This is a genomic window from Pandoraea terrae, assembly GCF_902459695.1.
GTDB classification, from domain to species: domain Bacteria; phylum Pseudomonadota; class Gammaproteobacteria; order Burkholderiales; family Burkholderiaceae; genus Pandoraea; species Pandoraea terrae.
This window is the reverse complement of record NZ_CABPRZ010000005.1, coordinates 200,912-213,584: the sequence shown is the minus strand read 5'-3', so window position 1 is coordinate 213,584 and position 12,673 is coordinate 200,912. Positions and strand designations below refer to the sequence as shown.

At 63.1% G+C, this 12,673-nt stretch carries 11 protein-coding genes and 1 pseudogene; all 12 read right to left on the bottom strand.

Going from position 1 to position 12,673, the window contains the following annotated elements; all coding sequences use genetic code 11:
- Window positions 1-19: 19 nt before the first annotated feature.
- Window positions 20-781, bottom strand: a complete 762-nt coding sequence (gene pdxJ / locus PTE30175_RS08045) for a pyridoxine 5'-phosphate synthase (protein WP_150696547.1) — start codon at window positions 779-781, stop codon at window positions 20-22.
- A gap of 5 nt (window positions 782-786) precedes the next feature.
- Window positions 787-1,623, bottom strand: a complete 837-nt coding sequence (gene recO, locus PTE30175_RS08040; protein WP_150696546.1) for a DNA repair protein RecO — start codon at window positions 1,621-1,623, stop codon at window positions 787-789.
- Complete coding sequence (gene era, locus PTE30175_RS08035; protein WP_150696545.1) at window positions 1,610-2,503, bottom strand: GTPase Era; 894 nt, start codon at window positions 2,501-2,503, stop codon at window positions 1,610-1,612. Before era ends, recO begins: the two co-directional genes overlap by 14 nt.
- A 152-nt stretch (window positions 2,504-2,655) precedes the next feature.
- A pseudogene (rnc, locus tag PTE30175_RS08030) lies at window positions 2,656-3,582 on the bottom strand (ribonuclease III); the annotation flags it as partial.
- A 322-nt stretch (window positions 3,583-3,904) separates the two neighbouring features.
- Window positions 3,905-4,801, bottom strand: a complete 897-nt coding sequence (lepB, locus tag PTE30175_RS08025) for a signal peptidase I (RefSeq protein ID WP_150696543.1) — start codon at window positions 4,799-4,801, stop codon at window positions 3,905-3,907.
- 18 nt (window positions 4,802-4,819) lie between these two features.
- A complete protein-coding gene (gene lepA, locus PTE30175_RS08020) occupies window positions 4,820-6,625 on the bottom strand; it encodes a translation elongation factor 4 (protein ID WP_150696542.1) in 1,806 nt (601 codons plus the stop codon).
- Window positions 6,626-6,745: 120 nt separating this feature from the next.
- On the bottom strand, window positions 6,746-7,021 hold the full coding sequence (locus PTE30175_RS08015; protein WP_150696541.1) for a glutaredoxin family protein: 276 nt from the start codon (window positions 7,019-7,021) through the stop codon (window positions 6,746-6,748).
- 21 nt (window positions 7,022-7,042) lie between these two features.
- On the bottom strand, window positions 7,043-8,530 hold the full coding sequence (locus PTE30175_RS08010; RefSeq protein ID WP_150696540.1) for a DegQ family serine endoprotease: 1,488 nt from the start codon (window positions 8,528-8,530) through the stop codon (window positions 7,043-7,045).
- Window positions 8,531-8,631: 101 nt separating this feature from the next.
- Window positions 8,632-9,699 (bottom strand): MucB/RseB C-terminal domain-containing protein, encoded by a 1,068-nt coding sequence (locus PTE30175_RS08005; RefSeq protein WP_420819614.1) that lies wholly within the window; start codon window positions 9,697-9,699, stop codon window positions 8,632-8,634.
- A gap of 1 nt (window position 9,700) precedes the next feature.
- Window positions 9,701-10,372 (bottom strand): sigma-E factor negative regulatory protein, encoded by a 672-nt coding sequence (locus PTE30175_RS08000; RefSeq protein ID WP_150696538.1) that lies wholly within the window; start codon window positions 10,370-10,372, stop codon window positions 9,701-9,703.
- A 40-nt stretch (window positions 10,373-10,412) separates the two neighbouring features.
- On the bottom strand, window positions 10,413-11,012 hold the full coding sequence (rpoE, locus tag PTE30175_RS07995) for an RNA polymerase sigma factor RpoE (RefSeq protein WP_150696537.1): 600 nt from the start codon (window positions 11,010-11,012) through the stop codon (window positions 10,413-10,415).
- Between the two features lie 343 nt (window positions 11,013-11,355).
- Window positions 11,356-12,594, bottom strand: coding sequence for a beta-ketoacyl-ACP synthase II (gene fabF, locus PTE30175_RS07990; RefSeq protein ID WP_150696536.1), 1,239 nt, complete (start codon window positions 12,592-12,594; stop codon window positions 11,356-11,358).
- Window positions 12,595-12,673: the final 79 nt, after the last annotated feature.

Sequence of the window (12,673 nt, the reverse complement as noted above, 5' to 3'; positions counted from 1 at the left end):
TATGGGCGCGTGGCAGCAATCAGCGCGCCGCCGACAGACGGCTCGCGATCATGATCGCCTTCATCTCGCGCACGGCGTTCTGCCAGCCCGCGAAAATCGCATGCGCCACGATCGCATGGCCGATGTTCAACTCGGCAATGCCTTCGATGGCCGCGATCGGCTGCACGTTCTGATAATGCAGGCCATGTCCTGCGTTGACCTTCAGGCCCAGCGACAGGCCCAGTTCGACGCTGCGCTCGATGCGCGCGAATTCGGCCAGTTGTGACGCTTCGTCACGCGCTTCGGCATAACGTCCGGTATGCAGTTCGATCACCGGCGCGCCCATGCGGGCGGCGGCGCGAATGGCAGCGTCGTCGGGATCGATGAACAACGACACGCGGCTGCCCGATGCCATCAGCCTCGCCGTCGCGGCAGCCACGCTGTCGTACAAGCCGACGACATCGAGCCCGCCTTCCGTCGTGACTTCCTCGCGCTTCTCGGGCACGAGGCAAACGTCCTCCGGCTTCACGCGGCAGGCGAACGCGAGCATTTCTTCCGTGACGGCACACTCGAGGTTCATGCGCGTCTTCAACCGGCCACGCAGGTTCGTCACGTCCTCGTCCTTGATGTGCCGGCGGTCTTCGCGCAGATGCAGCGTGATCACGTCCGCGCCGGCTTCCTCGGCAAGCAGCGCTGCCTGGATCGGATCGGGATAGACGGTGCCACGCGCGTTGCGCAATGTCGCGACGTGATCGATGTTCACGCCGAGGTCAATGACGGGAGAATGGTCGAACAGGCTCATAGGGCTCACAGTTTTTGCAGATCGAGCAGGATTTGCCGCGTATTGAGCGGCACGCCGCCCAAATGATAATTGAGCAGGAAGCGCATCAGGAGTTTGCTTTGCTGAACCGTCTGCGCACGTGCGTAGTCGTCCTGCTCCATGTCGAGCAGCGTCTGGCCGGACACGACGGGCCATTCGTCGGGCTCGTCGCCCCGCGCGGGCCTCACGCCCCAGTCCGGATGGAACACATACTGGCGCTCGGGCAGCACGCGCGCACGCGTCTGCGTACAACGATCGAAGGCGACGGCATAGCCGGTCTCGCGCAACAACACGCGCTCGAAGGCACGCAGGATGATGGCGGGCGGCTCGTCATGCGCCAGATGGTGGAGCGTGGCCAGATAGTGATTGAACAGCTTTTCGTGCGGATCTTCGCGCGCACAGAATTTCACGAGCAGTTCGTTCAGGTAGAAGCCGGAGAGCAGGGCGTCGCCTTCCAGGGGACGCAACCCGCCGACCCATTCGGCCTTGGTGAGGGTGCGCAACTCAGCCTTGCCGGTCCACGAAAGCGCCAGCGGCTGGAACGTCTGCAAGACACCGCGCAAGGCGGAATGCGGACGTTTCGCCCCCTTGGCCACGAGCGCCAGGCGCCCAAAGTCGCGCGTGAGCACGTCGATGATCAGGCTGGTTTCGCGATACGGATAGCTGTGCAGCACGAATGCGGGCTGCTCCTGCACGCGCGTGTCCGGACGCGCCGGCTGGCGTGGCGACGCCCGCCGGGTCTTCTTGATTGCCGCGGGTGCCGGCTGGCGGTTGTCGGGGGATTCGACCTCGTCGCCGCCGGCATCGACATCATTCGTAGCCATATGCCCGCAGGCCAGCCTCGTTGTCGGCCCAGCCGCTCTTGATCTTGATCCAGACTTCCAGATAGACGGGGCCATCGAACAGCTTGGCCATGTCAAGGCGCGCTTCGGTGCTGATCTGTTTGAGCTTCGCGCCCTTCGCGCCGATGATCATCGCCTTGTGGCTGTCGCGATCGACCAGGATCGTCGCGAAAACGCGCCTCAGGTTACCTTCCTGCTCGAACTTGTCGATGAGCACCGTGCTCGTGTACGGCAGTTCATCGCCCGTCCAGCGGAACACTTTCTCACGCAGGATTTCGGCGGCCAGGAAGCGCTCGCTGCGATCGGTCAGGTCATCCTCCCCGTAAATCGGGTCACCGACGAGCAGATGCGGGCGCAACGTTGCGAGAAGACGCTCAATGTCTTCGTGGCGCTTTGCCGACATCGGGATGACCTCGCGGAATTCGCGCAGGTCAGTGATCTGTTTCATGAACGGGAACAGCTCGCCCTTGTCACCGACGCGATCGAGCTTGTTGAGTACGAGCATGACCGGTACATTGTCCGGCAGCAGCTTGAGCACTTTCTCGTCGTCCGGCCCGAAATTGCCGGCTTCGATCACGAACAGGACGATATCGACGCTCGACAAGGTCGACGTTACCGCACGGTTGAGCGAACGGTTCAACGCAGTGGCATGACGCGTCTGGAAACCGGGCGTGTCGACGAACACGAATTGCGCGTCTTCCGTTGTGCGGATACCGGTGATGCGGTGACGCGTGGTTTGGGCCTTGCGCGACGTGATGCTGATCTTCTGGCCAACCAACGCGTTCATCAGCGTCGATTTGCCGACGTTGGGACGCCCGACGATCGCTACGGTGCCGCAGCGAAAATCTGAGGTGTCGTTCATGTGATTCCCTTTCTTGATGGGTCGCCGCGACGTGCCCGGCACATCGAACAGCTAATAATTGACATCGCCGGATACCCGGATGCGGATATGCCCGTGCGCCGCCGCGCCGCCTCGCCGACTCGCCGATTGGCAGCGCGCCGGGTTCAGGCGACCGCTGGCGGCGTGCTGCCGGCAGTCTTGGCGGCGGGCGTATCCGTTTCGGCAACGCCTGCGCCCGAGGGCGCCGCAGGCGCGTTGGACGCTGCCTTCGCACTGCCGTTGTTCACCGCCGCGGTCATCGCAGGGGCGGCCGTGACGGCAGGCGCGTGGGCCGGACGTGCGCTGGTGCCCGCATCGTCATGCTTGGCCGCGCGCTTGCGCGAAGCCTTCGCCCCCTTCTCCGCCTTCGGACGCGCGAGCGCCGGCATTTTCTGCACTTCCTCGAGCGCCTTCTTGGCCGCAGCCTGCTCGGCGGCACGACGGCTTGCGCCCGCGCCCCCGACCTTGATGTCAAGCTTGGGAACGGTGCATTCGACCTCGAACTGCTGGTTATGCGCCGCCCCATGCGTGGCGATCACCGCATACTGCGGCAACGCAATCTTGTGCCCCTGCAGATATTCCTGCAGCAAGGTCTTGGCGTCCTTGCCGAGCGTCTTCGGGTCGACGTGCTCTAGCACCGGCACGTAAAGGTGCTCGATCACGGCATACGCCGCTTCGAATCCGCCGTCGAGGAAAACCGCGCCGAATAACGCTTCGAGGGTGTCGGCCAGGATCGACGGGCGACGGAAACCGCCGCTCTTGAGTTCCCCTTCGCCAAGGCGCAGGAAATCGGAAACCCCAAGCGTCTGCGCAATCTCATACAGCGATTGCTGCTTCACGAGATTGGCTCGCACACGCGAGAGGTCGCCTTCGTCGAGCTTGGCATAGCGGCGGAACAACAACGCCGCGACCGCACAGTTCAGGATCGAGTCACCGAGGAATTCAAGCCGCTCATTGTTGGCAGCACTGTGGCTACGATGCGTTAGCGCTTGACATAGCAATTCCGCATCGTGAAAACGATACTGGAGGCGTTCTTCCAGCTGGTTCAGAGATTGAGGCATGGCGCAAGTATAGCGCGACGGCCCGGCCCCGGCGCGGGTCGTCGCCAAGAAACGACGCTGTCGAGACGACGAAACAATGGGCCGGGAAAAGGTCTGGAGAGGGTTGGACGGGGATCCGACGCAGAGGTTGTGACGTCAGGCAATTTCCAAGCAATAATTGCCAATAATTGCCGCTATTTACGTCAAATCCAACAACAATTGCCGATTTATTACGTTATTGCACCAAAATCAGAAATGAATCTCCCGCGCGGATGCCAGGCATCTGACCCCGGCATGCCTGTCCTCCGACGGGCATGCCGCTCGGTCAATGGCGCAACCCCGCTCAGTGGAAGGCGCCGAGGCGCTTCAGATCCGAGAAATTCATCCAGATGAAGAAAGCACGGCCGACGATGTTCTTGTCCGGCACGAACCCCCAGTAGCGGCTGTCCGCGCTGTTGTCGCGGTTGTCGCCCATCATGAAGTAGTGGCCCGCGGGCACCTTGCAGATCACGCCCTGGCTGTTGTAGCTGCAGTTCTCGCGGAACGGGAAATCGTCGGCGCCGACGATGAACGGCGGCACGTTCGGATCGTTGAGAATATGGTGCTTCACGCCGCCGACTTCCTCTTCGAATTGCTTGAAGTAGGCGATATGCTCTTCGTCAAAATAATCGGGCAACGCTGCGGCCGGCACGGATTGGCCGTTGATCGTCAGACGCTTGTTCTGGTACGCCACGATGTCGCCAGGTACGCCGATCACGCGCTTGATGTAGTCCATCGACTCGTCTTTCGGGTAACGGAAGACCATCACGTCGCCGCGCTTCGGCTCGCCGATGTCGAGGATTTTCTTGTTGATGACCGGCAAGCGGATGCCGTATTCGTATTTGTTGACGAGAATGAAGTCGCCGACAAGCAACGTCGGGATCATCGAACCCGACGGAATCTTGAACGGCTCGACCACGAACGAGCGCAGCACGAACACCGCCAGGATGACTGGAAAAAAGCTCGCCGAATACTCCAGCCACCACGGCTGGCGCAGTTTGTCGTCGCGCACCTTGGCGCGCGCCCGGTCGATGCCATCGGAGGCGCCGCCCGGCATCGTCAGCGCCAACTGCTGCTGATCGAATTGCGCCAGCGCGGCTTCGGCAGCCCGGCGGCGTGCCGGCTGAAACACTAGCTTGTCGGCCACCCAGGCCACCCCGGTCACGGCGACCAGGATCAAAAGAATCAGGGCGAAATTCATCAAAAGTCTCGTTGTGGCTTACTTGTCTTCGACTTGCAAAATGGCCAGGAACGCTTCCTGCGGGATCTCGACCGAGCCCACTTGTTTCATGCGTTTCTTACCTTCCTTCTGTTTCTCCAACAGCTTCTTCTTGCGTGAGATGTCGCCGCCGTAACACTTGGCCAGCACGTTCTTGCGCAATGCCTTGATGTTTTCGCGCGCGATGATGTTCGCGCCGATCGCGGCCTGAATGGCAACATCGTACATTTGACGCGGGATGATCTCGCGCATCTTCGCCGCCACCTGACGGCCGCGTTGCTGGCTTGCGGAACGGTGCACGATGATCGACAACGCGTCGACCTTGTCGCCGTTGATCAGCATGTCGACCTTCACGACGTCGGACGCGCGGTACTCCTTGAACTCGTAGTCCATCGACGCATAGCCGCGCGACACCGACTTCAGGCGATCGAAGAAATCGAGCACGATTTCCGCCATCGGGATTTCGTACGTCAATTGCACCTGGCGGCCGTGATAGCTCATGTTGATCTGTGAGCCGCGCTTTTGCGTGCACAGCGTGATGACCGAGCCCACGTATTCCTGCGGCATGTACAGATTGACCGTCACGATCGGCTCGCGCACCTCTTCAATGCGGCCCGGGTCAGGCATCTTCGACGGGTTTTCAACGATGATCGTCGTGCCGTCGCGCTGCACCACTTCATAGACCACGGTCGGCGCCGTGGTGATGAGGTCCATGTCGAACTCGCGCTCGAGCCGCTCCTGCACGATTTCCATGTGCAGCAGGCCGAGGAATCCGCAACGGAAACCGAAGCCGAGGGCCTGCGAGACTTCCGGCTCGTATTGCAGCGATGCATCGTTGAGCTTGAGCTTTTCGAGCGATTCGCGCAGCGCGTCGTACTGATTCGCTTCGACCGGATAAAGACCGGCGAACACCTGCGGCTTGACTTCCTTGAAGCCCGGCAGCGGCGCCGGCGCCGGCTTCGTGGTGGTCGTCACGGCATGCGTCACCGTGTCGCCCACCTTGGCGGCGCCCAGTTCCTTGATGCCGGAGATGATGAAGCCCACCTGCCCCGCCGACAACGAATCGCGCGACTGCGACTTGGGCGTGAACACGCCGACCTGCTCGACCGGATAGGTCGCGCCAGTGGCCATCAACTGGATTTTTTCCTTGGGTTTCAGGGTGCCGTTGACGATGCGCACCAGCATCACCACGCCGACGTAGTTATCGAACCACGAATCGATGATGAGCGCCTGCAACGGCGCCTTCGCATCGCCCTTGGGCGGCGGCACCTTGGCGATCAGGGCTTCGAGCACGTCGACCACGCCCTCGCCCGTCTTGGCGGAGCAGCGCACGGCGTCCATGGCGTCGATGCCGATCACGTCCTCGATCTCCTGGATCGCGTTCTCGGGATTCGACGAGGGCAAGTCGATCTTGTTGAGCACCGGCACCACTTCCACGCCGAGCTCGATGGCGGTATAGCAGTTGGCGACGGTTTGCGCTTCCACGCCCTGCGTGGCGTCGACGACGAGCAGCGCGCCTTCGCACGCCGACAGCGAGCGGCTGACTTCGTACGAGAAGTCGACGTGTCCCGGCGTGTCGATCAGGTTCAGGTTATAGACGTTGCCGTCACGCGACTTGTACACCAGGGCCGCGGTCTGCGCCTTGATGGTGATGCCGCGCTCGCGCTCGAGATCCATCGAGTCGAGGACCCGGGCTTCCATTTCACGATCGGACAATCCGCCGCTCAACTGGATGATGCGATCGGCCAGGGTGGATTTCCCGTGGTCGATGTGGGCGATGATCGAAAAATTGCGAATATGGTTCATGGAGCGGCAAGAGGAAAAGGCGGCGCCGGGGGTTCACCCGTGGGGCCGCCTTCAAGGGAATCGGCTAACTCGACATTTTAGCCCAAAGCGGCAGCGTACCGGCCCTTTTCTCGTTTTGAATCAAGCGTCAGGACGTATCGAACCGTCGTTCTCGCCACCATCGAGCGCAGCCCGCACACCGGCATCGTCGAATCGGTAGCGGCACAACTCCATGGCGCCCAACATCAGCACCGGCACGATCTCGTCGAAGCGGGCTTCGAGCGCGGGATCACTGTCGACGTCGATGACAGTCACGGAAAAGTCATAGGCCGGCCGGAGCGCTTCGAGGGCCGCAAGCATGTCATCGCACAGATGACACCACTTGCGGCCGTACAGCGTCAACGCCGGTGCGCTCATGCCGCGCATCCGCCTGCCGCCCTATTTGCCAGACGGCGTACGCGGACGCAGTGGCACGAACTGGGTGGCATCGCCACGGCGCACGAGAATCGCCACCGGCCGCTTGGCGTCGAGCCCCTTCACGGTCTCTTCGAACTGCTTGGCGGAAGTGATGTCCGTGTCGCCCACGCGCAGAATGATATCGCCCTGCTGCAGGCCTGCACGGCCGGCAGGACCTTCGGCCAGTTCGACGACCACCCCGCCGCGCATTTTCAATTCCTTGCGCTGCGCATCGGTCAGGTCGGACACCACGAGACCCAGCGCGTTCGGGTGCGGCACGTCGGCACTACCTTGCGACGCCTTCGCCGGCTTCTGCACGTCGGTATCCGCTTCGGCGATAGTGATCTTCAAATCCTGGTTCTTGCCCTTGCGCAGCACTTGCAGCGTGGACGCCACCCCCGGCTTCGTCTCGCCGACCATGCGCGGCAGGTCGGTCGCGTGGTCGACGGCGCGTCCGTCGAACTTCATGATGATGTCGCCCGGCAACACGCCCGCCTTTTCGGCCGGACTGCCCGGCTCGACGCTGCGCACGAGCGCGCCAGCGGCGCGCGGCAGGTTCAGCGAATCGGCCACATCCTTGCTGACCTCGCTGATCGCCACGCCGATGCGTCCGCGCACGACCTTGCCGGTCTTCTTGAGCTGTTCGGCCACACGCATGACTTCGTCGATCGGAATCGCGAACGAAATGCCCATGAAGCCGCCGGTCTGGCTATAGATCATCGAGTTGATGCCCACGACCTCGCCGCGCATATTGATGAGCGGCCCGCCCGAATTACCCGGGTTCACGGCAACGTCGGTCTGGATGAACGGCAGGTAATCGCCCGTGTCACGCCCCTTGGCGCTGACGATGCCTGCGGTCACGGTGTTCTCGAGGCCAAACGGGGAGCCGATGGCCACGACCCATTCGCCCACGCGCAGCTTGTTCGAGTCGCCGATCGGCACGGTCGGCAAATCGCGCGCGTCGACCTTGACCACCGCGACGTCGGTGCGCTTGTCGGCGCCGATCAGCTTGGCCTTGAATTCGCGCTTGTCCGTCAGCGTGACGTAGATGCTCTCCGCGCCGTCCACGACGTGCGCGTTGGTCATGATGTAGCCGTCGGCCGACACCACGAAGCCGGAGCCGACGCCGCTGTTCTGCTCTTCGTCCGGCTGCGGCTGGCCCTTCTTGGGCGTGCCGCCCTTGGGACCGGGCGATGGCATCGGAATACCGAAGAAGCGGCGGAACAGTTCGGCCATGTCGTCGTCCATGCCCGGGGGCAGTCCGCCGCGCTGGGCGCGGGACACGCGCTCCGTCGTGCGGATGTTGACGACGGCCGGGCCGACGCGGTCGACGAGCTGGGTGAAATCAGGCAGGCCGGTCAGCGGCGCAGCCGCCGCAGGCGCGGCAAAGGCAGGCATGGCCGGTGCGCCGGCAAGCGACGCAGCCATCACGCTGCCGAGGAGAATACGAATCAGGAGAGTCTTCTTCATGGGAAGATCGCTTATACGCTAGAGTCCGGCAAGCGGCCAGACGGGCCCACGGCCCCGGCCGCCACAAGGGGCACGCGGCCCGCGAAGGTCGCTTCGCACGCTTACTTGCCCGGTTTGTAGTCTATGTTCGCGGCGAACTGCTGCAATGTCGCCTGCGGCACTTCGCCCAACAGGGTCAGCCAGAAATTGCCGTAGCGCTTGATCAGGATGTTGGTCGCTCCCGCGCTGCCGTGCCCTTCCTTGCGGTCCCGCGTGGCGGGTTCGATAAACACCGAAAGCCCGGCCATGCCGTCGGAATATACCACTTGCTGGACCTCCAGCGGCGCGCCATCGGCACCGGCGTGCATGGTGCGGCGCACTTCGCGCACCGCCTTGAAGCCCGGCACGTTGGCATTGATGGTCCAACCGGCGTCAGCGATATGGCCCGCCTGCACCTGCGGACGCACGACATGCCAGCCTTGCGCGCCATGAATTGCGTTGACGATGCGGGACTTCTCGCTCGGCACGCCGATGTTGATCTGGGAGAATGCGGCCTGTTCAAGCAGATGGCCGTCCGGGTCGAGCGTCTGCGCGCGCAGCAACAAGCCGGTATTGCGGTCGGCCCACAGGCGATAGCCGAAGCGATAGGCATCCTTTGCGCTCAGCTCGATGACGATGCAGTCGAACCCCGCCATCCGCTCCGACGGCAGCATCTTCGGGTCGTAGTAATCGAGGACATCGCGCCCGGGCGTGGCCAGCAGGGCCGGGAACGAATCCTTGCTCTCACGTTTTTCCTGATAGACGGTCTTCTGCTCCGGCAGGAGCGTGTAGAGGTCTTCATTGTGGCGCAGGATGCGACGCTGACGTCCGTCGAGCGTTTCCAGCTCTTCGTATTCGTTGCCCCGGTCGGCGTAGTGGCTGATCTTGGACGAGCGCATCGTGGAACCGCGCTGGAAGACGAACGTGCCGACATAATTCTGAACCTGGGCCGCGCGATGGATCTTGTTGAGCCAGGCGTTGACCTCGCGGCGCTCGATCAGCGGATCGACGCCGGGCGCCGACGCCTGGGCCCATGCCTGGGCTTGCAGGGTCGACACCACGAGGAAGGCGAACAGCAGGAAAGTGCGGCCGACGGGCGCAAATGCCGTCTTTTGCACACGTGAAAGGGGGAGTTGACTCAGGCGCTGCAATTTATTCATCCGCTTGCGCCGAGGCCCGCATGAAAGGAGACGCGCTCTGACCGATCGGCGCCGGCGCGTACTGCTGATGCGCGGCGAGGTATTGATCGAGACGCGCGTCGCGCATGACGATCAGGTCGCTTTGTTCGCCATTTGCCGCAGGTGCGGCCGCCGGTGTTTGCGCAAGCGTCACGCGCTGCAATGCGTTGGCCTGTGCAGTGGCCGAATCAGCCTGGGCCAGCACCGGCACGGGCGTGCCGCCGGCAGGGTGTTCCTGAATTCGCGGCACCACGACCCACGACAGGGCGGCCACGGCAGCCGCCGCCGCGGCCGTCGGCAGGGCCCGGCGAACACGAAAGAACGGATTGATACGGCCGCCGGAGCGTGCAGCGGCGGCGGCGGCGGGCGCGTCGGCCAGCGCGGCCGGGGCCAGCAGATGCGGCTCGTTGGCCAGGCGGGCTGCAAAATCGGCCATGAAGGCCGATTCCGAGCGCGGCAGCGACAACTCATCCGTGCGCAGCGCTTCCCCGATCAGATGGTAATCGTTCCACAACTGCCGCGCGTCGCCGGAAACGGCCTCACCCAACAGGATCGATAACTCGTCCGGTTCGATTTCCCCGTCCAGCAACGCGGAAATGCGCTCGGCTTGCAGCCCCCGCTGCGTTTGCACCGTCGCTGATCCCATGATATCCCCCAACGAAAAATACTTTCCCGGCGGCGCGCGCTTACCAGCGCTTGCCGTCAGGCGTGTCCAGCAACGGTCTTAACCGGCTGGCAATCGCTTCACGCGCCCGGAAAATTCGCGAACGTACCGTTCCAATCGGGCACCCCATGGCTTCTGCGATCTCCTCGTAGCTCAAACCCTCGATTTCCCGCAGGGTGATCGCTGTCCGGAGTTCATCGGGCAGAGCCTCCATCGCCGCGTTGACCGTCTGGGCAATTTGCTTGCTCATCAGCATCGACTCGGGCGTATTGATATCCCTTAGTTGATCGGCCTCGGCAAAAGTTTCCGCCTCTTCCGCATTGGCGTCGGTAGAGGTCGGCGCACGGCGCCCCTGCGTCGCGAGATGATTCTTCGCCGTATTCACGGCAATGCGGTACAGCCAGGTATAAAACGCCGACTCGCCGCGAAATTGCGGCAAGGCGCGGTAGGCCTTGATGAAGGCCTCCTGCGTCACATCCTCGACCTCGGCGGCATCCCGCACGAGACGCGACACGAGGCGGATGATCTTGCGGTGATATTTCGCGACCAGCAGCTCGAAGGCGGCTTTGTCGCCTTTTTGCACGCGCTCGACAAGCGCCTGGTCGATTTCTCGTTCACTCACCTGATAGATCCGTTATCTCTGGCAGGCGGCCCACCCGCCGGCGGCCGCAAAATCCTTTGGGAAGGTCATCGGCCCGGCACACAAGGCACGCCAGACCGTCGAAATTGCCGATGCTCATGCTGCTGCGCCAACCCGGCGCGGCAGCGTCGTCCTGCGCGGACAACCCGCTGCGTCGTGCCGCGCCTTCGCCCCCCCCTGTCGGCGTGCGCGAGGCCAGCCGATCGGCGGCCGCTCGGACCGCCCGGAAAGTGAGGCAACAACGAAAGCGATGAGGGTTCCTCGATGCCGCACGGCCACCCGGCCGCGGACGGAAGCGCAGCGGAGCGCGCAAACGCTCCGCGCGTCAGACGCGCTGGAACACCAGCGTGCCGTTAGTCCCGCCAAAACCGAAAGAGTTCTTCAACGCCACATCAATCTTCATTTCCCGTGCCGTATTGGCACAGTAATCAAGATCGCACTCCGGATCCTGATTGAAGATATTGATGGTCGGCGGCGACACCTGGTGATGCACGGCCAACACGGTAAATACCGACTCCAGGCCGCCCGCGCCACCCAACAGGTGGCCGGTCATCGACTTGGTCGAATTGACCACCACGTGCTTTGCGTCTTCGCCCATCAGGCGCTTGACCGCCACGGTCTCGGCGATGTCGCCGAGCGGCGTAGACGTGCCATGCGCATTGACATAGTCGACCCGGCCGGCGTCCATGCCGGCATCGCGCAGCGCAGCGCGCATCGAGCGCAGCGCACCGTCGCCGTCGGCACACGGCGCGGTCATGTGATACGCGTCCGCGCTCATGCCGAAGCCGGTCAGCTCGGCATAGATCTTCGCCCCGCGCGCCTTGGCATGCTCATATTCCTCGACCATCATCACGCCGGCACCCTCGCCCAGCACGAAGCCGTCGCGATCCTTGTCCCACGGACGGCTCGCCGTTGCCGGGTCGTCGTTACGCGTCGACAGCGCGGTCATGGCCGCGAACCCGCCGATGCCCAACGGCGACACGGTCGATTCCGCACCGCCCGCGAGCAGGGCGTCGGCATCACCGTACTGGATCATGCGCGCAGCCTGGCCGATGCAATGCAGGCCCGTGGTGCAGGCCGTGACGATGGCGAGGTTCGGGCCCTTCAAGCCGTACTTGATCGACAGATGGCCGGAGATCATGTTGATGATCGAGCCCGGCACGAAGAAGGGGGAAATCTTGCGGGGGCCACCGTTGATCAAGTCGGTCTGCGTGTCCTCGATCATCGGCAAGCCGCCGATGCCTGAGCCCACCAGCACGCCAACGCGCTCGGCGTTTTCCTCGGTGATCTGCAGGCCGCTATCGTTCATCGCCTGAATACCCGCCGCGAGGCCGTAGTGGATAAACGTATCCATGCGGCGCGCTTCCTTGGCACTGATGTACTCCTCGACGTTGAAGCCTTTGACTTCACCGGCGAAGCGCGCCTTGAATGCACTCGCGTCGAACTTCGTGATGGTGGCGATGCCTGAACGGCCGGCGACGAGATTCGCCCACCCATCGGCAACATTATTGCCGACAGGCGAAATCAGACCCAGGCCAGTAATGACAACTCGGCGACGGCTCACGATACTCCCCTTCTTCTGCTGCGTCATACAAAACAAAAGCCACAGAGGCGGCAGGGCTCAACCCTGCGCTCACTGCGGC

Bases quoted from the DNA above. Each gene is read 5' to 3' on its own strand.
- recO (WP_150696546.1), bottom strand. From the start codon at position 1,623: ATGGCTACGAATGATGTCGATGCCGGCGGCGACGAGGTCGAATCCCCC.
- pdxJ (WP_150696547.1), bottom strand. From the start codon at position 781: ATGAGCCTGTTCGACCATTCTCCCGTCATTGACCTCGGCGTGAACATC.
- lepA (WP_150696542.1), bottom strand. From the start codon at position 6,625: ATGAACCATATTCGCAATTTTTCGATCATCGCCCACATCGACCACGGG.
- PTE30175_RS08000 (WP_150696538.1), bottom strand. From the start codon at position 10,372: ATGGGATCAGCGACGGTGCAAACGCAGCGGGGGCTGCAAGCCGAGCGC.
- lepB (WP_150696543.1), bottom strand. From the start codon at position 4,801: ATGAATTTCGCCCTGATTCTTTTGATCCTGGTCGCCGTGACCGGGGTG.
- PTE30175_RS08015 (WP_150696541.1), bottom strand. From the start codon at position 7,021: ATGAGCGCACCGGCGTTGACGCTGTACGGCCGCAAGTGGTGTCATCTG.
- era (WP_150696545.1), bottom strand. From the start codon at position 2,503: ATGAACGACACCTCAGATTTTCGCTGCGGCACCGTAGCGATCGTCGGG.
- PTE30175_RS08010 (WP_150696540.1), bottom strand. From the start codon at position 8,530: ATGAAGAAGACTCTCCTGATTCGTATTCTCCTCGGCAGCGTGATGGCT.